Here is a 24978-nt window from a genome sequence, read left to right as displayed (position 1 = left end):
AAACACCGGTAAGCCAAAACCGCGACCGCATCACGGTGCATGAGAGGCGTCGCGCGGTCAACGGCCAGCAGGGTGGCCTGRCCGACGGTCCACGGGGAGAGCCGGGCCCCGCTCCCCTTCGGGAACCGGCGGGCCGACAGACGTCATCTCCCCGAGCAGACAGCGCGGGCCGTGGAAAGGCAGCCACCGAGCACTGACCGGCGAACGCCTCAGCTCGCCTCGGGCGCGTTCTCAGGCACGTTGGTACGGCCTGCGGCTGAGTGTAGCCGAGCCTGGACATCCCGATCGCCACTCTTCGCGCGGCTCCGCCGTCGCCGCCTGGAAGGGCGTGGTCTCGACCGGCTGTGCCTGGTTGACGGACCTGTGGGCTGGCGGCTCTCGCGTCAGAGGAACAGCGACGAGGGCGCGAACTCGGCACGGATCTCCGGTTCGGGGTCGCGCACCACCCGGCTGGGGCGGTCGAAGACCATCGTGGCCCGGTCGCGGGTGCCGTACGCCGGCCAGGGAGGCAGGCCGGGATGGCTCGGGTCGCCGTGACGGGCGAAGGCGATCCAGGCGTCGGCCACCTCGTCGATGAGAACGCCCAGGTCGGGGGCCTCCCCGCCGATYGGGGCGCGGTCGGGGTTGTCGAAGACGAGTGGCAGGTCCAGGCAGTGCGGGGCGCCGAGGATCCCGCCCAGCGCCGAGGTGCGCCAGGCGAGCAGGTAGGCGAACACGGGCGCGCCCCCCGCCGCCGCCTTGCGCTCGGCGAGCAGCGACGTGGCGACCTGGAAGCCGATGCCCCGGCTCCAGGCCCGCAGGAACGACGGCGTCCAGTAGGGGCGCAGCTCCCGCAGCAGCTCGACACGCAGGTCGGCCCGCTCGCCCCAGGCCTCGACGAGGCCAGGGCCGACGTCCGCCATCGTCAGCGTGCCGAACCGGGGGTTGAACGCGGACATGAACGTCACCTCGTCGGCCGTCGCGCCGACCAGCAGCGGGACGTCCCGCTGGGCCGCCGGGACCGGGTCGAACGGGTTGACCGGGAGCGCGGCGCCGTCGAGCACGGGCGCGAACCCGAGCGGGCCGGGGCTCTCCCCCGCCCTGGCCGCGGCGGCGGCCGCCGTGAGGAGCGCGCTGACGGGAAGCTCCTGGATCTGGTCCAGGCGAGCGGCGCCGAGATCGAGGCGGCGCACCAGCGCGCGCGCCGCGCGGTCGGCGTGCTCGGCGGTGACGGCCCGCAGGCTGGGCCCGCTCTGGATCGCCGCCCGGTGCACGAGCCCGGCGGCGGCCGGCATGGCGAGCAGTGTGGAGACCTTCGCGCCCCCGCCGGACTGGCCGAACACCATCACCCGGCCCGGATCGCCGCCGAAGCCCGCGACGTTGTCCCGGACCCACTCCAGCGCCAGCGCGACATCGAGCATCCCCGCGTTGCCCGACCCGGCCCATCGCTGCCCGCCCAGCCCCTCCAGGTGCAGGTGGCCGAGCACACCGAGACGGTGGTTGACGGTGACGACGACGACGTCGCCGCGGCGGGCGAGCCGGTCGCCGAAGTAGGCCGCGTTGTTCGCGCTGCCGCTGGAGAAGCCGCCGCCGTGCAGCCACACCATGACCGGCCGCCGGCCGTCGTCGCTGGCGGGGGTCCAGAGGTTGAGGTTGAGGCAGTCCTCACTGACCCGTCCCCGGTCGCCGCCGCCGGACAGGTTGACCAGCGCGATGCTGCGCGCGAGCAGGGCGGCCCGGTCGACACCCGGCTCGTCCGCGCCATAGCGGGCACCCAGCCGCAGCATCGACTGCTTGCACCGCGCTCCCCAGGCGACGCAGTCGCGCACGCCCGGCCACGGCTCGGCGGGTGACGGGGGGCGGAAGCGCCCGGCTCCGGACGTCGGCCCGCCGTAGGGAATCCCAAGGAACGCGAGCGTCCCGTTCTGCTCGACGAGCCCGCGGACCTTCCCCGACGTGGTCTCGACGACGCTGCCCTCAACGACGCTGATCACGCGACCTCCAGGCGGCTTCAGGGCCTGAGCCGGCGCTGGCCGGCCGAAAGGGCCCGGCACGGCCGCATCCGGATGCTACGGCGACCGGACCCCTCACCGCCCGTATTCGCCAGAGTCCGCCTGGGCAAACTGGCGGCACCCCAGCCGGCCAGCGTCGCCGGGCAACACGACGCGTCGCGCCCGATGGACGACGGCCCGCGGGCGGCTGTCGACCCGGCCGTGACCGTGAGGACTCGGCCGCGACGGTGAGAAGGCCGCCATCCGCCTGGAAGGACAGCCGGACTGGGCGGTGGCCGGGACCGAGCCAGGAAGCGGTTCTGGCGCGGGCGGGCGGGCTGTGTCCGGCGCCACGCTGGCATATGGGGCGTCGACAGGCTCTGGGAGGGGCGAGGCCGGGCCGGGAAGGATAGCATCCGGGCCATGGCACGTACACCTGTTAATGTGACGGTAACCGGCGCCGCCGGGCAGATCGGGTATGCGCTTCTTTTTCGGATCGCATCCGGGCAGCTCCTCGGCGCGGACACTCCGGTCAAGCTGCGCCTGCTGGAAATCCCGCAGGCGGTCAAGGCTGCCGAAGGAACGGCGATGGAACTCGCCGACGCCGCTTTCCCACTGCTTTCCGGCGTTGACATCTTCGACGACCCGGTAAAGGCGTTCGAGGGCGCGAACGTGGCCCTGCTGGTGGGTGCCCGGCCGCGCACCGCCGGCATGGAGCGCGGTGACCTGCTGGAGGCCAACGGCGGCATCTTCAAGCCGCAGGGCGCCGCCATCAACGCCGGCGCGGCGAGCGACATCAGGGTCCTGGTCGTCGGCAACCCGGCGAACACCAACGCCCTCATCGCCCAGACCCACGCCCCGGACGTCCCGGCCGGCCGCTTCACCGCGATGACCCGCCTGGACCACAACCGGGCCATCTCGCAGCTGTCCGCGAAGCTCGGCGTAGGCGTCGCGGACATCAAGAAGATCACGATCTGGGGCAACCACTCGGCCACCCAGTACCCGGACGTCTTCCACGCCGAGGTCGCGGGCAAGCCCGCCGCCGACCAGGTCGACGAGGCGTGGCTGGCCGACGAGTTCATCCCGACCGTCGCCAAGCGTGGCGCCGCGATCATCGCCGCCCGGGGCGCGTCGTCCGCCGCCTCCGCCGCCTCCGCCGCGATCGACCACGTCCACACCTGGGTGAACGGCACCCCCGACGGCGACTGGGCCTCGATGGCCATCCCGTCGGACGGCTCCTACGGCGTGCCCGCCGGCCTGATCTCGTCGTTCCCGGTGACCTGCAAGGACGGCGAGTACACGATCGTCCAGGGCCTGGAGCTCAACGAGTTCTCCCGCACCCGCATCGACGCCTCGGTCGCCGAGCTCGTCGAGGAACGCGACGCGATCCGCTCCCTCGGCCTCATCTGAACTTGCTGGTTCGCTCCGTGCGGGCGGCGCGCCGCCCGCACGGAGCGAACCAGCAACACAGTCGCGGGTGGCGGTCGCCAGCGGCTCGGGGTAGACCGGGGGTACCGGAGCTACGGCCGCCGCCGGGCCGGACCGGCGACCGCGTGGCTCCCGAGGGAGGCGCGCGGTGGACGCCGTGACCCAGGTGCCGAGGCCGGCTAACGAGCCGGTCCGGAGGTATCCGGCGGGTTCCGGGGCTTGCGGGCGGCTCCACGCTCGGTGCGAGGAGCTGGCCGCGGCGCCTGTGGAGCTGACGGCCGCGATCGGCGGGGAGCGGCGGCCTGGGGGTGGGGCGTCGGTCGACGTCGTCATGCCGCACGACCACAAGCACGTGCTCGGGACGTTCCGTGCCGCGACCCGGGAGGACACGCGCGAGGCGCTGGCCGCGGCGCGCCAGGCGGCGCCGGGGTGGCGGGCACTCGGGTTCGACGACCGGGCGGCGGTGTTCCTGCGGGCGGCGGAGCTGCTGGCCGGGCCGTGGCGGGACACGCTGAACGCGGCGACGATGCTCGGGCAGAGCAAGGTCGCGCACGAGGCCGAGATCGACGCCGCCTGCGAGCTGGTCGACTTCTGGCGGTTCAACGTCGCGTTCGCCCGGGACATCCTCGCCGACCAGCCGGCGTCGGGCGCCGGGGTGTGGAACCGGGCCGACCATCGCCCCCTGGAGGGGTTCGTCTACGCGGTCACACCGTTCAACTTCACCTCGATCGCCGGCAACCTGCCGACAGCGCCCGCCCTGATGGGCAACGTCGTCCTGTGGAAGCCCTCCCCCACCCAGCAGCTCGCCGCGCACTTCCTCATGGGGCTGCTGGCGGAGGCGGGCCTGCCGCCCGGGGTGATCTCGATGCTGCCCGGCGACGGCGCCGACGTCTCCGCCGTGGCGCTCGCCGACCCGGATCTCGCCGGCATCCACTTCACCGGCTCGACGCGGACCTTCCAGCACCTGTGGCGCCAGGTCGGCGAGAACATCGCCCGCTACCGCGGCTACCCGCGCCTGGTCGGCGAGACCGGCGGGAAGGACTTCGTCCTGGCCCACCCGTCGGCCGACCCCGACGTGCTGCGCGCGGCGCTGCTGCGCGGCGCGTTCGAGTACCAGGGCCAGAAGTGCAGCGCCGCGTCCAGGGCGTACATCCCCGAGTCGGTGTGGCGCCGGCTGCGCGACGGCCTCGTCGGTGAGACCGAGACGCTCGTGACCGGGAACGTCACCGACCCGGCGACGTTCTGCGGCGCGCTCATCGACGCCCGCGCCTACGCCCGGGTGACGGCGGCGATCGACCGCGCCCGGCGGGTCGACTCGCTGACGATCGTCGCCGGCGGGCTGGCGGACGACAGCCGTGGCTGGTTCGTCCGCCCGACGGTCGTCCTCGGCACCGACCCCGCGGACGAGGCGTTCACGACCGAGTACTTCGGCCCGCTGCTCGCCGTCCACGTCTTCGCCGACACCGACTACGACCGGGTCCTCGCCGGGATCGCGGACCCCGACGCGTCGCGTTACGCGCTGACCGGCGCGGTCATCGCCGAGGACCGGGCCGCGGCGACGGCGGCCCTCGAGGCGCTGCGGTTCGCGGCGGGCAACTTCTACGTCAACGACAAGCCGACCGGCGCCGTCGTCGGCCAGCAGCCCTTCGGGGGCGCCCGCGCCTCCGGCACCGACGACAAGGCCGGCTCGGCGCTGAACCTCCTGCGCTGGACCAGTCCGCGCGCCATCAAGGAGAACCTCCGTCCCCCCACCGATCACCACTATCCGTCCTGAGGCGGCGCGAGGCCGGCGTTCCTGGCGGAGCCGGTCGCCACCTGGACAGGCCACGGCGCCTTGATCGGAGCGGTCATTGGCGGCCGCATCGGGCCGGGTCGATGGTGTGACATCAGCTGATTCGGGGTATGAAACCTAGTTTTCATGATCTGGAAACCGAACGCTGCCGGCGGTGCTGGACAGTGTTGGCGTGGTCGACATCGGGGGCATCGCCGGCGCTGGTTGGCGCGCCGCGGCCGCCCGGTGTCCGAAGACGATGACACACGGCCCCTGCGCCGGCGTCGGCGCGGACCGGTCCTGCGAGGTCCCCGGGTTCGGGACCTGTGCCTTTCTCGAGATCGAGCCCGCCGACTGGCCCTACGCCGCCGCGCCCGGCGCCCCCACAGGGCGGGTTCCGCCAGACGGCCGCCTGGACTCGTCAGGCTCTTCCGCCGGTCGCCCGCGGCGGGTCGCCGAGTTCCTCGCCGCGGCCGCCACCCGGCCGGTGATCGTCGCCGACCTGCCCGCCGCGCCGCTGTCCGCCGCCAGCCTGCGCGCGAGCGCGGCGGCACTCGCCGGCACGGTCGACGCCTGCCTGCTCGGCGACCACGGCGGCGCGCGGGTCCAGTTCCCACCCTCCTACCGGGCCCGGCTGCTCGCGGACGAGGGCGTGCGCGCCTGGGTCGGGGTCAACTGCCGGGACCGCAACCGGGTCGCGATCGAGGGCGAGATCGCGGCCTGCGCCGACGCGGGCGCCGTCGCGCTGCACTGCGTCACCGGCGACCACGCCGCGCTCGGCCACCGGGCGGACGCCGCCGGGGTCTTCGACCTGGACTCCGTCGGCGTCGTGGAGCTTGCCGCCGCGGCCACGCGCTCCGCCGGGCCGCTGTGCTCGGTCGCGCACGCCCCCGCCGCGCCACCGGTGGAGCGGCGGCTCCCCCGGCTGCTCGCCAAGATCGACGCGGGCGCGGACGCGGTGTTCGTCGACCACTGCGGCGGGCCGGGGCCGGTCGCGGACGCGGTCGGTGAGCTGCGCACGGCCGGGTTCACGGGGCTCGTGCTCGTCTGCGTCCCGGTCGTGACGAGCGCCGCGTCGGCGGCGGTGATCGCCTCGTTCGCGGCCGGCCGGCTGCCGCCCGGCTACCTGGAGCGGATCACCGGCGACGCGTGGGCGCCACCGGCGAACGGCGCCGCGGGCGCCGCGGGCGCGGGAGTCGCGAGAGTCTCGGCCGTCGCGGCGGTGGAGGCGGCCGAGATCGAGGCCGCCGGGATCGCGGAGTGCACCGAGCTCGCCGAGCGGATGCTGGAGATTCCCGGGGTCGACGGGGTGAACCTCTCCGGCGGCGCCCCGCCCGGCCAGGAGGCGGCGCTCGCCGCGGCGATGGCTGAGATCGCCCGTCGGGTGCTCGGCGTCGCCGCGCCGCCCGGCCGCCGGGGACGGCGCCGGGCAGCCGCCGGCAGGGAAGCCGGGCCGTCATGAGACGGTTCACCATGGGACACAGGGTGCGAACAACCCGCATCAGGCGAGTCACGCGCAAGGGGTATGCCGTGCACAGAGGGCGGACAGCGCGGAGGGGACCGGCCGGGCAGGCGGCCGGCCGCGTCGGCGAGCTGGGAGGCGTCGTGGGCGAATGGCGGTGGGCATGAGCTGGCTGCGCTCAGCGATGACGGCGGCGGGTGACATCGTCGACGTCGAGATCGCGGACGGGGTGATCGGGCAGGTGCTGCCCGCCGCCGGAACGGCCGGCACCCCGACGGACGACGCCGCGGCGGCTGGYGGCCTCGGCCCGGACGACGTCGACCTGTCGGGGCAGGTGCTGCTCCCGTCGTTCGTCGAGCCGCACGCGCACCTGGACAAGGCGCTCACCGCCTCGCTCGGGCGCAACCTCACCGGAGACCTCGCCGGCGCCGTCGCCGCGATGGACCTGCTGCGCGAGGTGACCACGCCGGCGGACATCATCACCCGGGCCGAGGCGGCGCTGCGCATCCACCTCGCCTACGGCACCACCCACATCCGCTCGCACGTCAACGTGCTGAACGAGGTGGGACTGTCCGGCCTGGAAGCGATGATCGAGGTCCGGGAGCGCTGGCGCGGCGTCATCGACCTGCAGCTGGTGGCGCTGGTCAACGACGCCGCCGGTCCGCTGCTGCGCGAGGCCCTCAAGATCGGCGCGGACGTCGCCGGCGGCTGCCCGCACATGGAGGACGACCCGGACCGGGCCGTCGCCGCCTGCCTGGACGCGGCCGGTGAGGCGGGCAGGCCGATGGACCTGCACACCGACGAGACGCTCAACCCGGCCGCGCTGAGCCTGCGGACCATGGCCGACCTGGTCCTGCGCACCGGCTTCCCGCACGGCGTGACGGCGAGCCACTGCGTGAGCCTGTCGATGCAGCCGGTCGAGACCCAGCGGGAGATCGCCCAGCGGGTGGCCGAGGCCGGCATCGCCGTCGTCGCGCTGCCGCAGACGAACCTGTTCCTGCAGGGCCGCGACCACCCGGTCGCCACCCCGCGGGGGCTGACCGCCGTCAGGCCGCTGCTGCGCGCCGGCGCGACGGTCGCCGCCGGCGGCGACAACCTGCGCGACCCGTTCCACCTCGTCGGCCGCGGCGACGCGCTGGAGGTCGCGGCACTCATGATCACCTGCGGCCATCTCGACCCGATCGAAGCGCTGGACACGGTGACCGCTGCCCCGCGGGCGGCGATGGGCCTGCCGGCGGTGGCGCTCACGCCCGGCGCGCCCGCCGACCTGGTCGCGATGCCGGCGACCGACGTGCTCGACGCCCTCGGCATCGCCGGCGCCGAGCGGACCGTGTGGCGCGACGGCCGGGTCGTCGCCCGCACCGTGGTGCGTTCCGAGCTCGCCGCCCCGGCGGGGACGTCGTCGGTCTCCGCCGCGGCCGCATGGTCGATGGCCTCGTCCACCCCCTTCCAACCGAAGGCCTAGCCGATGACGATGACAACCGAACCCCCGCCCTCGACGACCGCGGCGCTGCGCTTCTCCGGCGTCAGCAAGAAGTTCAAGGACGGCACGGTCGCGCTCACCGGCGCCGACCTGGCGGTCGCGCCCGGCGAGTTCGTCACGGTCGTCGGCCCGTCGGGCTGTGGGAAGAGCACGTTGCTGCGGATCGCCAGCGGCCTGGACAAGGCGAGCGACGGCGAGGTCGCCGTCCATTCGAAGTCCGTCGGCTACGTCTTCCAGGACGCGACCCTGCTGCCCTGGCGCACCGTCCGGGACAACGTCGGGCTGCTCGCCGAGCTCGAGCACATGGACAAGAAGGAACGCGAGCGGCGGGTCCGTGACGCGATCGACCTGGTCGGCCTCACCGGTTTCGAGAAACACCTGCCGATGGAGCTGTCCGGCGGCATGCGGATGCGCGTGTCGCTGGCCCGGTCGATGGTGCTGGCCCCGGACGTGTTCCTGTTCGACGAGCCGTTCGGCGCGCTCGACGAGATCACCCGGGAGCGGCTCAACGACGAGCTGCTGCGCATGTTCATCCAGAGCCGTTTCGCGGCGCTGTTCATCACCCACTCGGTGCAGGAAGCCGTTTTCCTGTCCGGGCGGGTGCTGGTGATGAGTGGCCGGCCGGGCCGGGTGAAGGCCGAGGTGACCGTCCCGTTCGACTACCCGCGCGCACCGGAGATCCGTTACAGCGCCGAGTTCGCCGCGCTGTGCGGCGAGGTCTCCCAATACCTCAGGGACGTGTGACGATCATGACGGTTGACGTTGACTCCGCGGCGGCGGCCCCCGCCGTCGGGCCGGCGCCGGGCGAGGTGGTCGCACCGCCGACGGGCGCCGGCGTTCCCGGTGGCCGGTGGGCGCGGTCACGCGGGGCGCTGCTCAACAAGTTCCTGTTGCCGTTCTGTGTGTTCGCCCTGTTCGTCGGCGGCTGGTACCTGGTCTCCGGGTTCGCGCTGACCAGGCAGCAGCGGTTCATGCTTCCGCTGCCGCACGACGTGATCCGGGTCGGCATCCTCGACTGGTCGAACTTCAAGGTCATTCTTGAGGCTCTGCGCTACACCGTGATCGTCACCTTCGTCGGACTGGCGATCTCGATGGTCCTCGGGGTGCTCGCCGCGGTGCTCATGAGCCAGGCGCAGTGGATCGAGAGCTCGCTCTATCCGTGGGCGGTCGTCCTGCAGACCGTGCCGATTCTCGCGCTCACCCCGGTGCTGAGCTTCTTCTTCGGGTTCGCGCTGACCAGCCGGACAATCGTCTGCGTCATCATCGCGTTCTTCCCGATCGTGTCGAACACGTTGTTCGGCCTGCAGTCGGTCGACCGGGGCATGCACGAGCTGTTCACCCTGCATCACACCAGCCGGTTCACGAGGCTGTGGAAGCTGCAGCTGCCGGCCGCCCTGCCGGCGATGTTCTCCGGCTTCCGCGTCGCCGCGGGGCTGTCGGTGATCGGCGCGATCGTCGGCGAGTTCTTCTTCAAGCAGGGCAACGCCGGGCTCGGTACCAGCCTGTCCGTCTACAGCTCGCGGCTCGAGGGCGAGCGGCTGTGGGCGACGACGCTGGTGGCGAGCCTGCTCGGCATCGCCGTCTTCGTCTTCTTCGGCTGGCTTTCGCGCCGCGTCGTCGGCCGCTGGTACCAGCCGAAGCGAGGCTGACCCCTCCGCACCAGTCGTTTCACCGTTTCACCGCTTCACGCAACCGGGCCATCGCGGCCGGTTTCATCCATCGATGCCGTCGGGTGCACGTCGCCCGAGGAACCAGGGGGAGACTCCGTTGACCAGACCACGCCCGACTAAGATCGTCGCGGCGACCGCCGCGGCGGTCGCGCTCGTCCTGGTCGCCGCCGCCTGTGGCGACGACGACACGGCGAGCCCCGCGCCGGGGGCGTCCGCGGGCGGCGCGGTGCCGGCCCAGTACGACCTGAAGGCGGCCGGCTGCCCGAGCACCGTCGTCCTGCAGTCCGACTGGAACCCCGAGGCGGAGCACGGCGGGCAGTACCAGCTGCTGGGCCCGAACCCGAAGTTCGACACCGGCAAGAAGTCGGTCACCGGTGAGCTCGTCGCGCACGGCGGCGTCGACACCGGCGTCAAGCTGGAGATCCGCGCCGGTGGCCCGGCGATCGGCTTCCAGACGGTCACGTCGCAGCTGTACGCCGACCCCAACATCACGATCGGCTACGTCAGCTCCGACGAGCAGATCCAGAACTCGAAGGACCACCCGACCGTCGCCCTGCTGGCCGGTCTGGAGAAGAGCCCGCAGGAGATCGGCTGGTCGCCGGAGAAGCACCCGGACTTCAAGACGATCGCCGACATCGGCAAGACCGACACCAAGGTGCTCTACTTCGAGGGCGCCGCGTACATGGACTACTTCACCGGCCAGGGCATCCTGAAGAAGAGCCAGATCGACGGCAGCTACGACGGCACCCCGACGAACTTCGTCGCCTCCGGCGGCGACTACGCCGTCCAGGGCTTCGCGACCTCCGAGCCCTACACCTGGGAGAACGAGGTCCGTTCCTGGGGCAAGCCGCTGAAGTACCAGCTGGTCGCCGACGCGGGCTTCGACTTCTACCAGCAGGCGATCGGCGTGCGCGCGGACAAGCTCGACGCCCTCAAGCCCTGCCTCACCAAGCTGGTCCCGATCATGCAGCAGGCGATCGTCGACTTCATCGCCGAACCGGCCACGGCCAACAAGGTCATCCTGGACGCGGTCACGAAGTACAACAACGGCTGGGTCTACACCCAGGGCGTCGCGGACTACGCGGTCAAGACGATGGCCGAGCTCGGCATCATCGGCAACGGCAAGACCCCGACCCTCGGTGACTTCGACGAGGCCCGCACCCAGGACCTGATCGGCATCCTCACCCCGATCTACGCCGCCCAGAACAAGCCGACCAAGGACGGCCTCAAGCCGTCGGACCTCTACACCGACGAGTTCCTCGACACCAAGATCAGCCTGACCTCCTGACGCCCCGCGGCCTCATGGACGTCCCGGACGGCTTGGACGTCCGGGACGTCCCGGTTACCCCGGCGTCACCGGATGATCCCGGTGACGCCGGCGGCCGTGAGGCCCAAGGCGCGCGGGTGTGGGCAGGTACGCAGGCACGCAGGTACAGCTGACGAACGCGGGTCCCGGTGGCCTCCGCCCGGCGGGCGGCCACCGGGTTTCGTCGTTCCCGACAACGGAGGATGTTCATGGCGGAACCTGTCGCCATGCCGGTGTTCGAGCGGGCCACGCTGCCCGCGGTGACCCCGGTCGACCCGGAAGCGCTGAACAACCTGGCCTTCGAACTCACCCGGCTGCTCGGCGAGGACGCGGTGTCCCGTGACGAGGCGACCCGGATGACGGCGTCGACGGACTGGGCGCACATGAGCCCTGTCCTGCGCCCGATGCTGCCCGGCGGCGTCGCCGACATCGTGGTCCGCCCGCCCGACGCCGAGGGCATCGCCGTGGCCGTCGGCGCGGCGCACCGCCACCGGGTTCCGGTCACCGTGCGCGGGCAGGGCACGGGCAACTACGGCCAGGGCATCCCGCTGTTCGGCGGGCTGGTCATCGACACCTCCCAGGCGACGAAGGTGCTCGCCGTCGAGGACGGCTGGATCACCGCCGAGGCGGGCGCGTCCTTCGTCCTGATGGAGAAGGCGGCGCTGGCGACCGGCCAGGAGCTGGCCATCATGCCGTCGACCGTGGGCTCCACGATCGGCGGGTTCATCGCCGGCGGTGCCGGCGGTACCGGTTCGATCGCGAACGGCGCCGTCTGGGACGGCTACATCCGCTCGCTGCGGGTCGTGCCGTGTACCGACGACGCCATCCCGGTCGACGTGCCCTACCCGGACAACATGGCCCAGTCGCATGCCTTCGGCGTCAGCGGCGTGATCGCGACGGCGACGGTGGCGCTGCGCCCGGCTCGGCGCTGGACCGCCCTGTTCGCCTCGTTCCCCGAGCTCGACGGCGCCGTCGCCGCCGGCGAGGAGCTGTTCGGCCTGGATCCGACGCCCCGGCTGCTCTCCCTCGACGAGGCGGGCGTCGTCGCCACCTACCGCCCGGCGGACCCGGCGATGCCGGCCGACCGGCTGTCGGTGCGCGGCATCGTCACCGAGGAGAGCGTCCCGGCGGCGACCGCGATCGTCGAGCGCCACGGCGGCCGGGTCGACGCGGTCCGGCCGAAGGGCCCCGCCCTGGTGACGTCGCTGTCGTACAACCACACCACCTACCGGGTCCGCAAGCTGCGCCCCGAGCTCACCCATCTGCAGTGCGGCGGCCCCGGGCTCACCCGGCGCCGCGCCGAGGTGGCCGCCGTCGCGCCGGACACCCTCATCCACCTGGAGGGCTTCCTCAACCCGGCCACCGGCGTCCAGCACTGGGCCGGAATGCTGTTCCTGCGCTTCGAGGACGTCGAAACCCTGTACGACCGGATGGCCCGGCTCGCCGAGGTCGAGGTCTACGTCAACGACCCGCACACCTGGGTCCTGCACAACCGCGTCGACATGATCCGTGCGGCCGCCGAGCGCTTCGACCCCGACGGCCTTCTCAACCCCGGCAAGCTCCCGGCTGTGTAACTGGTTCGCTCCGTCCGGGCGGCGCGCTCCAGCCCCTTACTCGCTTCGCTGCGGCTTCGAGATCGAGCCAGGTCCGGGTTGAGGTCAGGCAGGGTCGGGCGGGAAGGTTGTTGCCGGTTCGCTCCGTCCGGGCGGCGCGCTCCAGCCCCTTACTCGCTTCGCTCCCAAGGGACCTCCGCACGCCGTCCTCCTGCGCTCACGGGCGCTCCGGCGACCTCGCTGCGGCCCGACCCACGTCGCTTCGCTCGTGGGCCGGGCCTCCGCGAGGCGCGCCTCCGCGCCCAGCACGGTTGCGTGCCGCCGGAACGTTCCGGAACCCGGCATGAGGCCGGTGCCGTAGGGCACTTCGCTGCGCTCGTGCAGGGGATCACGGCCGGCGGCCGGACCCGGACTGGTGACGGGCCAGCGCAACGCCACCCGGCTGGCCCGGAGGCGCGCCTCGCGGAGGCCCGACCATGGAGCGAAGCGACCATGGCCGGGCCGCAGCGAGGTCGCCGAAGGGCACGTTCGCGGAGGAGGACGCGGCGCGGAGTGGTCGTCCGAGCCGCCAGGCGAGGACGGCCACGCAGCGCCGCGCCCGCACGGAGCGAACCATGACAACCCTCCCGCCCAACCCGGTCCGACTCCAGCGCCGCGCCCGCATGGAGCAAACCATGACAACCTTCCCGCCAACCCCAGACATGTCCCCGCCCAACCCCGGACTCGCTCCGAGAGACGCCCCGAGGCGGGGCCAAGGGTTGTTGGCGGTTCGCTCAGGGCGGCGGCTGCCGGGCCGGCTGGGCGCTGAGCACCAGGCGGCTGTCGAGCGTTCCCTCGACGATGCCGCGGGCCAGGTCGGTGAGGCGGGTGTTGGTGTCGCGGGCGTACCGGCGCAGCCGGGCGAACGCCTGGTCCATGTCGAGGCCGCCGCGTTCGGCGAGGACTCCCTTGGCCTGCTCGATCATGATCCTGCTGGTCAGGGCGTGCTGCAGCTGCTCGGCCAGCAGCTCGTGGTGGCGGATCGCGCGCTCCTGCAGGATGGCGATCGTGGCCACGTCGGCGAGCGCCTGGGCGACGCGGGCCTCGGTGTCCTCGAGCAGGCCGGGCCGGGCTCCGAACAGGCTCAGCGTCCCGACCACGTCGTCGCGCAGCCGCATCGGCAGCACGTGCACGCAGCGGTAGCCGGCGGAGCGGGCCTCGGCCGCGAAGACCTGCCACCGGAGGGCGGCCAGGTCGATGTCGGGGACGGTGACCGTCGAACCGGTCCGGTAGCAGTCCAGGCCAGGCCCCTCGTCGTGCTCGAGCTGGAAGAGCCCCAGCAGGCGGCTCGCCTCCGACGACGCGGCTATCACCTGCAGCCTTCCGCGCTGGTCGGACAGCATCAGGCCGGCCGCCGCCACACCGAGAAGCGCTACGCAGTGGTCGGCCAACCGGTGTAGCAGGTCCGCCACGTCATAGTCGGCGACCAAGCTGTCGGCGAGGCCGACGAACGCCTCGCTCAGCTCCCGTTCCCGGCACACCGCTTCCTCCGCACGCCTCACCTACGGGGGGACCGTCCCGCCCAGCCCCCATCATCGGGGCAGGTCTCCGCGGAGCCGCAGCCGGCGGGCAACAATGTCGCGCGCGGTCTCGTCGGTTATCTGACCCCGAGCGCGGGCGAGCGCGCGCAGCCGTACGAGAGCCTCCTGCGCGCTCACGCCGAGCTGGGCCATGACCATCCCGGTCGCCTGGTGGATCTCGGGCCGGTACAGCGAGGCGGCCCGGGCCCGCATCCGGACCGCGGCCTCACCCGTCAGGTCAAGCTCAGCGCCGTCCGCCGGGTCGCCTGCGATGTCACCCAGATCGCCTCCGGACAAAATGTCACCCAGATCGCCTCCGGGCATGCCAGGCTCCGCCGTGGTCGCGCGTCCTTCGGCGGGGATGTCATCCGGATCGCCTGCCCCGCCGGCCGGTGGGCCACCGGGCGGCGGGCCACCGGGCGGCRGGCCGCCGGCCGGCGGGTCGAGCAGGATCAGTGCGACGGTGTCCGCGACGACCAGCGCGTCGGCTAGGGCGGGACCGTCCAGGCCGCCAGGGCTGGCCCGGACAAGGAACAGCGTCCCCAGTTCGATCGCGCCGATCCGCAGCGGGAAGGCGAAGGCCGCCCGGTAGCCGGCGGCCAGCGTCGTGGGCGTGAACCGCCCCCAACGCTGCCCCGCCGGCCCGGCCAGGTCCCCCACAAGCACCGGGCCGCCGTCTTCGGCGGCTTCGTGGCAGGGGCCCTCATCAAGGGCGAGCTGAAGATCGTCAAGCCGGCCGGCCGCCTCGTCGCTCGCGCCGCGCGCCCCCCGGCCGGTGGCGCCGGCCGTCACCGAGATCGCCGCGCCGTCGACGTGCAGGACCGACGCGACGCGGACGCACAGCCGGTCCAGGCTCGAGCCTGGACCGACCTCGTCCGAGGCCGCGCGCGGGCCTGTCAGGGATTGACCCGCCGGCGAGGGCCGCGGCGTGCCGCGTGCCCGGCTCGGTTCACGTGGGCGCTCCCCGGCCGCCCGGCCGCCCGGCCGGGCGAGCGGGCCCGCCCGCGCCCGCGGCCCAGCCGCCCCAGCCCTGGTTGTTCACGCCTGGACGGGACGACGCCGCAGTGGCTCGCCGACGGCGTGCAGGTGGCCGAGCACCTCCCGGTACGAGCCCAGAGCGCTGCTCTCCCGGTAGCTGATGCCGTGCGTGTCGCAGAACTCCCGCACGATCGCCTGCRTCCGCCGCAGGTTCGGCCTCGGCAGCATCGGGAAGAGGTGGTGCTCGATCTGGCGGTTCAGGCCGCCGTAGAAGATGTCGGTGATCCGGCCGCCGCGGATGTTGCGGGAGGACAGGACCTGCCGCCGCACGAAGTCGGTGCCGGTCTTCGGGAAGATCTCCATGCCCGTGTGGTTCGGGGCGAACGCGCAGCCCATGTACAGGCCGAACAGCGCCTGGTGAGCCGCGATGAAGACCAGGGCCTTCAACGGCGACAGGACGAGGAAGATCGCGCCGAAGTAGGCGATGGTGTGGGCCGCGAGCAGCACGGCCTCGGTGACCGCGGCCCGGTTCCGCCGCGCCACCACCTCGCGGACGCTGGCCACGTGCAGGTTCAGGCCCTCGAGCAGCACGACCGGGAAGAACAGGTATGCCTGGTAGCAGGTCATCCAGCGCAGGAAGCCGCGGCGGTCGTGGGCCTCGTCCGGCGCGAACACGAACGCGCCGGTGCCGACGTCGGGGTCGCGGCCCACGGTGTTCGGCTGCGAGTGGTGGCGGCCGTGCTTGTCCATCCACCAGCCGAAGCTCAGCCCTATCAGCAGGTTTCCGTGCAGGAGGCCCACGGCCTTGTTGGACCGCCGGCTGGCGAAGATCTGCCGGTGGCCCGCGTCGTGCCCGAGAAACGCCACCTGCGTGAACATCACCGCCAGGAACGCCGCGGTGAACAGCTGCCACCACGAGTTCCCCAGCCAGGCGAAGAACAGCCAGCCGCCGCCGAGCAGCGCCCAGTTCGCCAGGATCAGGAGGGCATAGCGACCAGGGCGGCGCTCCATCAGCCCGGCGCGCTTCACGCGTTGGGACAGCTCGACGTAGTCGAGGCGGCCGGCCGGTGCCGGGGATGTGTCGTCAGACCGGGAACTGTCGTCAGACCGGGTCAAATCCGGTATTTCAGACGCGGCCATGGCATTAACGGTCATGGTCATCCTTCTCAGCCGACCCTACGGAATCAGCGAGTTGGAACCCAGAACAGGCGTTCGGACCAGACCGGGACGAGTACTCAGTCGCTTTCCCACAGAGTACCGGGCGGCGGTCCTGGGGGCTGCACGGGCCAACGGACCTGGCACAATCCGCGAACCTGACACAATCTGTAGTGCGCCGGGATCATGGATCCCGGCGCGGTGGTCGGCACCCTGCCGGCGGTGGGTGTCCGGCGGAGGTCGCCGCCGGGGTGAGGCGGCCGGCGTGACGACGAAGACGGGAGCCCCCGACGGGACTCCACCCCGGCCAGCCACCGACCGGGGCCGGACGGTCAGCGCCGAGCTCAGGTTCGACGTCGAGGAGCCCGCGGACATCGCGTTGTCGATCGCCGCCGCCCGGGGACCCCGGGTATTCGTCGAACGGCTGGCCACCACGACGACGGGTGAGATACCCATCGGCGAGCCGACCGAACTCACCGCCCCGCACGGCGGCCGGATACACCTGCTGCGTGCCCCCCGGGGCCTGTTGTCCGTGTCGTACTGGGCCGAGCTCGAGCTGGTGCCGGCGATCTCCCCCGGCGGCGACGCGGTCGGCCACGGAGACACGGTTCTCGGCTCCGGCGGGCTCACCATGGAGCAACTGACCTACCTGTGGCCGAGCCGCTACTGCCCATCCGATCACGTCGTCGGCTTCGCGGTCGCCGAGTTCGGCGGCCTGCCGCCGGGACGGCCCAGGGCCGACGCGATCGCCGCCTGGATCCACCAGCGCATCGGCTACGTGCCCGGCTCCAGCGCCGTCCACGACTCCGCCGAGGACACGCTGCTCACCGGTCAGGGCGTCTGCCGCGACTTCGCCCACCTGGRCATCACGCTCTGCCGGGCACTCCTGATCCCGGCCCGCTTCGCCGCCGTCTATGCGCCCGGGCTGACCCCGATGGACTTCCACGCCGTCTTCGAGGCCTGGATCGACGGTGCCTGGAGGGTCTACGACGCCACCCGCAAGGTCCCGCGGGCGAGCCTGGTCCGCATCGCGACCGGCCGGGATGCCGCCGACGCCGCCTTCGCCGACATTCTGGGCGGCCTCGTCAGCCTCCAGTCGATCGAGGTCACCGCGACGACGGCCGGGGACCTTCCCGTCGACGAGCACACGTCCGACGCCCTGCTCAGCTAAGAGCCCTGGCCCCGGGCACCGACCTCAGGACCTCGCCCGCTACCGCGGCAGCCGGGTACGGCCGGCCGAGGCCAGGACCGTCGCCGCGGCGTTGCGGCCGGAAGCTCCCCAGACGCCCGCTCCGGGGAAGGTGGCCCCGCCCGTCAGGTAGAGGCCGGCGATCGGCGTGCGGTAGCGGGACAGCTCGCGATGACGGCCCAGCAGCGCCGCCATGACCCCGTCGGGGAACGACGGGACGTAGCCGCGGCGCAGGAAGAACTCGCGCTCGTAGTCGGGCGGGGTCATCGCCCGCCAGTCGCGCACCGACGCGAGCACGCCCGGACCGTCGCCGCAGATCGAGGCGAACCGCTCCAGCCAGCCCCACGGCAGCGCCGGATCGCCCCACCCGCCGCGCAACGCCCACGGCGTCCACAGCACCTCAAGGCTCAGCACGTGCGCGCCCGTCTCGGCCGATGAGTCTCCGGCCATGTCAACTACGGGACCTCCGGGCGCGGGAGGCTCCGCCATCGTCCCGTGCCCTTCGACCATGTCAGCTACGGGATCTTCGGCTGGCGCGGGCCGCATGGTCTCGTCCAGGACGGACGGGGTGTTGAGGAAGAACATCGGCGGGTCGCTGACCAGGCCGGCCCGCAGCGCCGCCGCGGCCGCGATCTGCCGCTCGGGCGTCGGGCTCACGACCGTCGTCGGCACGTGGCGCAGCGCGGCCGGCAGCACGTCCTCGGGCAGCTCCAGCACGGCGCGCGGCGTCGGCAGGGCGGTGACGACCGCGTCCACCTTCGACTCGTAGCCGTCGGCCGCGGGCCTTTCCACCCAGCGCTTCCGCAGGCCCCGCGCGGCCGGCACGCCGGCGAGCCAGTCGACGAGCAGCGTATGCGGGTCGGTGGCGTTGACGACTGCCCCGGCGGTGATCCGCCGCCCGTCGCGCAGCCGCACGGCGCGGGCCCGTCCCGACTCGATGTCGACCCCGGACACCCGCGCCCCGGTGACGACCCGGCCGCCGTGCGCCCGCGCGCACGCCTCCAGCGCGGCCGGCACCGCGCCGCTGCCACCCACCGGCCGGCCCACCCCGACGAGGTGGCGGATCGCGAGCCCGAGCGCCCCGAGCCCGCTGCCGGGCGCGTCCGGCCCGAGCCCCCACACCGCCGGGCCGACGGTGTGCGTCGAGGCGATCACCCACGGCGGCAGGCCGAACGACGTGAGCACGTCGACCAGGCTCCGCCGAGGCCAGTCCAGCAGCACCCGGGAGCCGCGCAGCCGCTGCTTCGCGACGACGGTGCCGACGATCGACGGCGTGGACGGCCGGCCGCACTGCACGGCCAGCACCAGCCTCGCCGCCGGGATCGCGACCTCCAGGTAGCGCCGGTAGGCGGCGGCGACGGCCGGGTCGACGCGGGCGAGGCCGTCGACGGTGCGCTCGATCGAGCGCCACTGGACGAACACCGGCTCGTCGCCCCAGCCGACGCCGATGACCAGCGGGTCGACGTCCAGGTAGCGCAGGCCGTACGAGGCGAGGTCGAGCTCCTCGATGATGCCGCTCGCGCGGATCATCGTGTGGTCGCAGTTGCAGACGTTGACGCGGGCGCCGACCGCGTCGACCGTCGACGCGCACCCGCCGGCCGTCTCCCGTGCCTCGAGGACGACGACGGACCGTCCCGCGCGCGCCAGGTACGCCGCGCAGGCCAGCCCGTTGTGCCCGCCGCCGATGACGACGACGTCCGCGTGTGCCGGCAGCTCGTCCGAGGCGAGCCCGGCCAGCGGCTGGGGCTGGGCCGCCGTGGACAGGCCGGCCGTCACCGGGCGTGCCTCGGGTCGAAGCGGGCGATCTCGCGCAGCGACGCGGCGGCGGTCTCGACCATCGCCTCGTAGCGCTCCTTGCCGTGTTCGGCGGTGGCGCCGACCGGGTCGCCGAGCGTGCCGTTCGTCCCGAAGTCGTCGGACAGCCAGCCGAACGAGACCGGCCGGCCCCAGCCGACCCGCTCGAACCCGGCCAGGTGCTCGGGCACGCTGCGCTCGGCCAGGTCCATCCGGACCAGGTCGGGGCGCAGGTGCAGCATCAGCGACGTCTCCTCGATCCCGGCGTGGATCCCCATGCCCAGCTCGGACGCGGGCGCCGTCCCGCCGTGGTCGGGCGGCAGCGACGGGTGCATGACGAAGGTCCGCAACCCGTGCGCGAGCCGGATGTCGCGGCTCGCGACCTGCAGCAGCGCGCTGTTGCCGCCGTGGCCGTTGAGGAACACCAGCCGCTCGACGGGCGTCGTCGCGAGGCAGCGGCCCAGGTCGTCGAGCATCGCCAGCACCGTCGTCGCCGACAGCCACATCGTCCCCGCCGACCAGGCGTGCTCGTTGGACTTGCTGTAGGCCAGCGTCGGCAGCAGCAGCAGGTCGATCTCGTCCCCGTGAGCCGCGACCACGTCGCGCGCGAGCGTGTCGGCGACGACCAGGTCCGTCGAGAGCGGCAGGTGCGGCCCGTGCTGCTCCACCGAACCGATCGGCAGGACGGCCACCGCCCCCGGCGACAGCTCCGCGATCTCGGGAGCCCGCAGGTCGGCGAAGATCCTGGTCATGATGCCTCCAGACACGAAAGCGCTGCCCGGGGAGCCGGCGGCCGGCCAGACGCACGGACAATCCGGGGAGGCCACACCCCGCTCCCCGCATGTTGACCTGGCGAACACTCTGGCCAGCCGTCATGACAGCCCCGTCAGGACCAAATTTCCGCGTCGCTAACTTCCCGAGTCCAGCCCCGAGGCATGACCACGGCGGGGCCGTGGTCAGCCGTCGCGGAGGCGGGGGCCGAGGCCGTCGTCGGTGAACTGGACGCGTTCGACCAGCAGGCGCAGCTCGCGGATCGCGACCGTGGCCGCGGCGACGTCGACCGGGCCTGTGCCGACCCGGACGTCGGTGGGCCGGAAGCCCGACCGCCGCGCGGCGCGGGGGCGAGGCTCACCGGAGGGTGGCTCACCGGCGAGCTCGGCCAGCACGGCGGTGAACGGGCCGACGGCGTCGGCCCGCCGGACGAGCCAGCGGGCGGTGAGTGCCCGCGCGCCGCCGGCCAGGTAGGCCTCGGCGTCCCAGCCGGTGCTCGTCGGCTCCGCGATCCCCGGCGAGGTCGGGGCGTCCGCGCGGGCGGCGGCGAGCACGAGCCAGTCGAGCGTCGCCCACAGCTCGGTGAGCCGGGCCCGCAGCGCCGCCTTGGCGGCGAGCGTCCAGTGTGAGTCGGCGGCGGCGTCGGCCAGCCGGGCGTGCAGGCCGGCCAGGCCGAGCCAGCCACCGAGCACCTCGTGCACGGCGGCGGCGTCCTCGATGGCCGCCGGCGCCGGCCGGGGCGCGGTCACCAGCAGGTCGAGGGCGGTGCCGAGCGCGCCGAGCCCCGCGATCCTCGCGGTCAGGTCCGCGTCGACGGCCGTGCCACCGCCGACACCGCCGCGGCCGCTGGCACCGGCACCAGCGCCGACGCCGAACGAGGCGGCGAGGTCCGTGGCCGGCCCGCGCAGCCGCCCGGTGACGGTCGTGGTGCCGGCCGGGCCACGGGCGTGGCGCAGCAGCCACTCGGCGGCCAGTTCGTGGAACTCGCGGGCCGCGCGGCGGCCGGCGAGCTCGTCGGCGGCGGGCATCGCGTCGCCGCGCCGGTCGAGAGCCGCCCACAGCCCGTCGAGGCCGAACAGCGCCGCGGCCGCCGCGTACGCCCGGGCGGCGTCGGCGGTGGTCACGCCGACCTGCTCCTCCAGCCGGAAGACGAAGCCGGGCCCCATCCGGTTGACCAGCTCGTTCGCCAGCCGCGTCGCGATGATCTCGCGGACCAACGGGTGCTCGCTGATCCGGTCGGCGAAACGTTCCCGCACCGCCGGCGGGAAGTACCGCTGCGCGATCAGGTCGAGCGCCTTCGCGTCCGGCAGTGGCGAGTCCAGCAGCTCCTGGCGCACGAGCGTCTTCGCCTTGGCCTGCAGCAGGGCCAGCTCCGGGCGGGTGAGCCCGGTGCGCGCCGTGCGCAGCTCCTCCAGCCGCGACTCCGACGGCAGGTGCTCCAGCGACCGGACCAGGCCGGAGCGCGCCTCCAGGTTGCGCAGCAGCCGGATGTGGCGGTCGAGGAAGACCGGCGCGTAGGTCGCCGCCAGGCTCACCGCGACCGCCTGCTGGGCGCTGTCGTCGAGTACGGACGCCGCGACGTCGTCGGTGAGCGAGCGAAGCAGCTCGTCGCGGCCCGCGAGGGTCAGCTCGCCGTCGTCGACGGCGCCGGCGAGCAAAATCTTCAGGTTGACCTCGCGGTCGGAGGTGTCGACGCCCGCGGAGTTGTCGAGGAAGTCGGTGTTGATCTTCCCGCCGAGGTGGGCGAGCTCGACCCGGCCGGCCTGGGTGAGGCCGAGGTTGCCGCCCTCGACGACGACCCGGGCGCGCAGCTCGTCGGCGTCGACACGGACCGCGTCGTTCGCGTGGTCGGCGGCGTCACCGTGGTCCTCGGTGCTGGCCTTGACGTAGGTGCCGATGCCACCGTTGTAGAGCAGGTCGACGGGGGCGCGCAGGAGCGCCTGGATCAGCTCGACCGGCGACATCCCGCCGCCGCCGCTGTCGCTGTCGACGCCGCCGCCGCCGTCACCGACGGCGACGGCGACTGGCGGGCCGCCACCCTCGGCGCCCGAGGCGCCGTCGGCGCCGGTGGGGGCGGGCGCGGGCGGGAGGCCGAGGATCTCGCGCGCCCTGGCCGAGAGCTCGACGCGGCGGGCGTCGCGGCGGAACACGCCGCCGCCGGGCGAGAGGACCTTGGGGTCGTAGTCCGCCCACGACGAGCTGGGCAGGTCGTAGAGCCGCTGCCGCTCGGCGAACGAGGCCGCCGGATCGGGATCCGGGTCGATGAAGATGTGCCGGTGGTCGAAGGCGGCTACCAGGCGCATCGAGCGTGACCGCAGCACCCCGTTGCCGAAGACGTCGCCCGACATGTCGCCGATCCCGACGGCCGTGAACGGATCGCGGTCGGCGTCGACGCCGAGCTCGCGCAGGTGCTGGCGGGCCGACTCCCAGGCCCCGCGGGCGGTGATCCCCATCGCCTTGTGGTCGTAGCCGGCCGACCCGCCGGAGGCGAACGCGTCGCCCAGCCAGTAGCCGTACTCGGCGGCGATCTCGTTGGCGAGGTCGGAGAAGGTGGCCGTGCCCTTGTCCGCGGCGACGACCAGGTACGTGTCCGGTTCGTCGTAGCAGACGGTGCGCTCCGGGCCGACCGGTTTACCGCCGACCAGGTTGTCGGTGACGTCCAGCAGGGCCGAGACGAACGTCCGGTACGCGGCCCCAACCTCCCCACCGATCTGCCAGGCTCGACCAGACCTGGTGGCGTCGGGTCGGTCCTGTCCGGGGCCGGGAGGCAGATCGGCGGGGACCCCGGGCCGGGTGGACGGGAAGTTCATCGCAGGGAGGGTCGGCTCGTGCAGGACGAAGGCGCCCTTCGCCCCGTCGGGGACGATGACGACGTTCTTGGTGACCTGTGCCCGGTAGAGGCCGTGCACCTCGGTGCGGTAGTCCTCGGGCCGGTCGGAGAAGCGCAGGCCGCCGCGGGCGACCCGCCCGCCGCGCATGTGCACGCCCTCGACCGTCGGCGAGGTCACGAACACCTCGACCCACGGCCGCGGCGCCGGCAGGAGCCCGAGCCGCGACGAGGCGATCTTCAGCGCCAGCGCCGGCTTCGGCCGTCCGGCCGCGTCGCGCTGGTAGTGGTTGGTGCGGATCACCGCGGCGAGCACGTCGCGCAGCCCGCGCAGGATCCGGTCCTGGTCGAGGCTGGCGACGGCGGCGAGCAGCGCCTCGAGCCTCGCCGACGCAGCCGCCGCGCCCGCCGCCCGGTGATCCGCGCCGGGGCAGTCCGGATCGGAGTGATTCGGGCCGGCGCGATTCGGGCCGGCGTGGTCCGGGCCGGCGTGGTCCGGGCCGGCATGGTCCGGGCCGGCGTAGTCCGGGTCGAAGCGGGCCCGGAAGAAGTCGAGCAGGCCGTGCGCGAACGCCGGGTTCGCCAGCACCGTCCGCGCGGCGTAGCCGTGCGACAGGCTGACCCCGGTCTGGTGCAGGAACCGCCACGCCGCCCGGATCACATCGACCTCGCGCCACGGAACGCCCGCGGTCAGCGCCAGCCGGGTGAACTCGTCCAGCTCCGCCTGCCCGGTCCACACCGCGACGAACAGCTGCCCGAACACCTCCCGCGCCGCCGGCGCGCCCACCGGCGCCACGCCCGCCGATGCCGGGCCCGTGGGGGCCGGGCCCGCGGAAGCCGGGTCCGGCGCCTCAGGCAGCCGCAGCAGGTACTCGTCCCGCTCAGGCGCCCTGGACCCGAAGGCACCGGCCGGTGGCCGGTCGTGGTCGACGACCTCGACGCCGAGCCGCGTGAACACGTCGACGACGGCCGCGAGCGGGGGGCGTCCCGTCGCCACCGGCCAGGTCAGCGCGCATCGCGTCGTCCCGCCGACGCCGTCGCTGAACGTCACCTCAGGGGCGCTGACCGCCGCCGGTCCCCCRGGCGGCCCCGCCACCAGCGCCGCCTCGCCGTTTCCTGTGCCTGCCTCACGGCCGCTCGCTCCCGCGCGCTCCGTGGCCACGCCGCCACCTGTACTCACGGTTTCACCGGCTTCGTCCGTAGTCCCGACGGTCCTGCCCCGACCGCGCGGCCCGAACCGTCATGTCCGGAAAGCCGGACCTGACGACCCGACGGCCGGAGATCGCGTCGGAGGTCGTCCCTATCCCGTCTGACGCTAGAGCTCCGCACCGAGATCGTGCCGGCCTGGGGCGTTTTCGGTGGATCTTTCGGGAGCGGGTCCCGGCGCCCGCGGGGTGCCAGTCCCCATGCACAGCCAGCGATCACCGCCCACACCTCGCGGGCGCCGCCGCCTCGCCGCGCGCCGGCCCGGTGCCGCGTCACGGACCGGGGCGCGCGGGATGAGTCAGTATGGCCGCATGCGACGCGCGGGACGATACCGATGACCATGGCCGGGCTGCCGCCGGAGGGGCGGGTACTGGCACGGACGGTCACGGCGGTCGTCGACGCGGCCGGCCAGCGGGACGCGGCCGCGCTGCGCGCCGCGTGCCTCCAGCTGCGAGCCCGTGACGAGACGCTCACAGGTGACGTGCTGCACCGGCTGACGCTGGGCCTGGTCGAACGGGCCTACCCCGACGGCGTCGACGCCGACGACATCCGCGGGCTGTTCGACGAGGTCGTCCGCCTGGCGTCGCCGTGGCTGACAGGGCTCGACCCGTACGCGGTCGTCCTCGTGCTCGCCGGCGCGCTGTCCATCCACCCGCCCGACGACGCGCCGAAGCCGAGCCTCGACCCGGACGCCCTGCCGATCGCCTGCGCCCTCGTCGTCGACCACCTGCTCGCCCAGCTGGGTTCCCGGCTGCCCGCCGAGCTGGCGCGTACCTTCGACGACCTGCGCACCGCCCAGACGATGGAAATCCCCTGACATCCGGCCCGCGGAGCCTCGTCATCGCGGCGTAGCCGT

17 protein-coding genes are annotated in these 24978 nt (G+C 73.6%); 10 read left to right on the top strand and 7 right to left on the bottom strand.

Going from position 1 to position 24978, the window contains the following annotated elements:
- Nucleotides 1-383: 383 nt before the first annotated feature.
- On the bottom strand, nt 384-1973 hold the full coding sequence (locus BL253_RS14745) for a carboxylesterase/lipase family protein (RefSeq protein WP_081438319.1): 1590 nt from the start codon (nt 1971-1973) through the stop codon (nt 384-386).
- 420 nt (nt 1974-2393) lie between these two features.
- On the opposite strand from BL253_RS14745, the gene BL253_RS14740 reads away from it, so the two are divergent.
- The 8 genes from BL253_RS14740 (at nt 2394) to BL253_RS14705 (ending at nt 12664) form a co-directional block, all read left to right on the top strand.
- On the top strand, nt 2394-3380 hold the full coding sequence (locus BL253_RS14740) for a malate dehydrogenase (protein WP_076817292.1): 987 nt from the start codon (nt 2394-2396) through the stop codon (nt 3378-3380).
- A 166-nt stretch (nt 3381-3546) separates the two neighbouring features.
- On the top strand, nt 3547-5172 hold the full coding sequence (pruA, locus tag BL253_RS14735; RefSeq protein WP_076817290.1) for an L-glutamate gamma-semialdehyde dehydrogenase: 1626 nt from the start codon (nt 3547-3549) through the stop codon (nt 5170-5172).
- A 172-nt stretch (nt 5173-5344) separates the two neighbouring features.
- Nucleotides 5345-6631, top strand: coding sequence for a methylenetetrahydrofolate reductase C-terminal domain-containing protein (locus BL253_RS14730; RefSeq protein ID WP_076817288.1), 1287 nt, complete (start codon nt 5345-5347; stop codon nt 6629-6631).
- 163 nt (nt 6632-6794) lie between these two features.
- Nucleotides 6795-8096 carry an amidohydrolase family protein gene (locus tag BL253_RS14725; protein ID WP_198946269.1) on the top strand — a complete coding sequence of 434 codons (1302 nt, stop codon included), beginning with the start codon at nt 6795-6797 and terminating at the stop codon, nt 8094-8096.
- A 3-nt stretch (nt 8097-8099) separates the two neighbouring features.
- The gene (locus BL253_RS14720) at nt 8100-8858 is read left to right on the top strand and encodes an ABC transporter ATP-binding protein (protein ID WP_076817285.1); all 759 of its coding nucleotides are present in this window, start codon (nt 8100-8102) and stop codon (nt 8856-8858) included.
- Nucleotides 8859-8863: 5 nt separating this feature from the next.
- Nucleotides 8864-9763, top strand: coding sequence for an ABC transporter permease (locus BL253_RS14715; RefSeq protein WP_076817400.1), 900 nt, complete (start codon nt 8864-8866; stop codon nt 9761-9763).
- 118 nt (nt 9764-9881) lie between these two features.
- Nucleotides 9882-11072, top strand: coding sequence for a nitrate ABC transporter substrate-binding protein (locus BL253_RS14710; RefSeq protein ID WP_076817283.1), 1191 nt, complete (start codon nt 9882-9884; stop codon nt 11070-11072).
- Between the two features lie 227 nt (nt 11073-11299).
- The gene (locus BL253_RS14705) at nt 11300-12664 is read left to right on the top strand and encodes an FAD-binding oxidoreductase (protein WP_081438318.1); all 1365 of its coding nucleotides are present in this window, start codon (nt 11300-11302) and stop codon (nt 12662-12664) included.
- A gap of 752 nt (nt 12665-13416) precedes the next feature.
- Here BL253_RS14705 and BL253_RS14700 read toward each other — a convergent pair.
- The 3 genes from BL253_RS14700 to BL253_RS14690 all read right to left on the bottom strand — a co-directional run bounded on the left by BL253_RS14700 (nt 13417) and on the right by BL253_RS14690 (nt 16335).
- Nucleotides 13417-14163, bottom strand: coding sequence for a GAF and ANTAR domain-containing protein (locus BL253_RS14700; protein ID WP_076817281.1), 747 nt, complete (start codon nt 14161-14163; stop codon nt 13417-13419).
- Between the two features lie 51 nt (nt 14164-14214).
- A complete protein-coding gene (locus BL253_RS43730) occupies nt 14215-14994 on the bottom strand; it encodes a GAF and ANTAR domain-containing protein (RefSeq protein WP_241834798.1) in 780 nt (259 codons plus the stop codon).
- A 246-nt stretch (nt 14995-15240) separates the two neighbouring features.
- Nucleotides 15241-16335, bottom strand: a complete 1095-nt coding sequence (locus BL253_RS14690; RefSeq protein WP_081438315.1) for a fatty acid desaturase family protein — start codon at nt 16333-16335, stop codon at nt 15241-15243.
- Nucleotides 16336-16600: 265 nt separating this feature from the next.
- Here BL253_RS14690 and BL253_RS14685 point away from each other — a divergent pair, with 265 nt between their 5' ends.
- Nucleotides 16601-17506, top strand: coding sequence for a transglutaminase-like domain-containing protein (locus tag BL253_RS14685; protein WP_076817394.1), 906 nt, complete (start codon nt 16601-16603; stop codon nt 17504-17506).
- 39 nt (nt 17507-17545) lie between these two features.
- Here BL253_RS14685 and BL253_RS14680 read toward each other — a convergent pair whose 3' ends face one another.
- The 3 genes from BL253_RS14680 to BL253_RS14670 all read right to left on the bottom strand — a co-directional run bounded on the left by BL253_RS14680 (nt 17546) and on the right by BL253_RS14670 (nt 24078).
- The gene (locus BL253_RS14680; RefSeq protein WP_076817277.1) at nt 17546-19300 is read right to left on the bottom strand and encodes a phytoene desaturase family protein; all 1755 of its coding nucleotides are present in this window, start codon (nt 19298-19300) and stop codon (nt 17546-17548) included.
- Complete coding sequence (locus BL253_RS14675; RefSeq protein ID WP_076817275.1) at nt 19297-20070, bottom strand: creatininase family protein; 774 nt, start codon at nt 20068-20070, stop codon at nt 19297-19299. The genes BL253_RS14680 and BL253_RS14675 overlap by 4 nt, the downstream gene beginning before the upstream one ends.
- 204 nt (nt 20071-20274) lie before the next feature.
- Complete coding sequence (locus BL253_RS14670) at nt 20275-24078, bottom strand: NAD-glutamate dehydrogenase domain-containing protein (RefSeq protein WP_076817273.1); 3804 nt, start codon at nt 24076-24078, stop codon at nt 20275-20277.
- Between the two features lie 378 nt (nt 24079-24456).
- Between BL253_RS14670 and BL253_RS14665 the strand changes: the two genes are divergently transcribed.
- Nucleotides 24457-24939 (top strand): hypothetical protein, encoded by a 483-nt coding sequence (locus BL253_RS14665; RefSeq protein ID WP_076817271.1) that lies wholly within the window; start codon nt 24457-24459, stop codon nt 24937-24939.
- Nucleotides 24940-24978 lie beyond the last annotated feature (39 nt).

The organism is Pseudofrankia asymbiotica, assembly GCF_001983105.1.
GTDB classification, from domain to species: Bacteria; Actinomycetota; Actinomycetes; order Frankiales; family Frankiaceae; genus Pseudofrankia; species Pseudofrankia asymbiotica.
Note: the sequence above shows the minus strand (reverse complement) of the source record. Positions and strands in the feature narration are given on the sequence as shown.

Coding starts and splice junctions, on each gene's coding strand:
- BL253_RS14720 (WP_076817285.1), top strand. CDS start 8,100: ATGACGATGACAACCGAACCCCCGCCCTCGACGACCGCGGCGCTGCGC.
- BL253_RS14675 (WP_076817275.1), bottom strand. CDS start 20,070: ATGACCAGGATCTTCGCCGACCTGCGGGCTCCCGAGATCGCGGAGCTG.
- BL253_RS14715 (WP_076817400.1), top strand. CDS start 8,864: ATGACGGTTGACGTTGACTCCGCGGCGGCGGCCCCCGCCGTCGGGCCG.
- BL253_RS14705 (WP_081438318.1), top strand. CDS start 11,300: ATGGCGGAACCTGTCGCCATGCCGGTGTTCGAGCGGGCCACGCTGCCC.
- BL253_RS14665 (WP_076817271.1), top strand. CDS start 24,457: ATGACCATGGCCGGGCTGCCGCCGGAGGGGCGGGTACTGGCACGGACG.
- BL253_RS14740 (WP_076817292.1), top strand. CDS start 2,394: ATGGCACGTACACCTGTTAATGTGACGGTAACCGGCGCCGCCGGGCAG.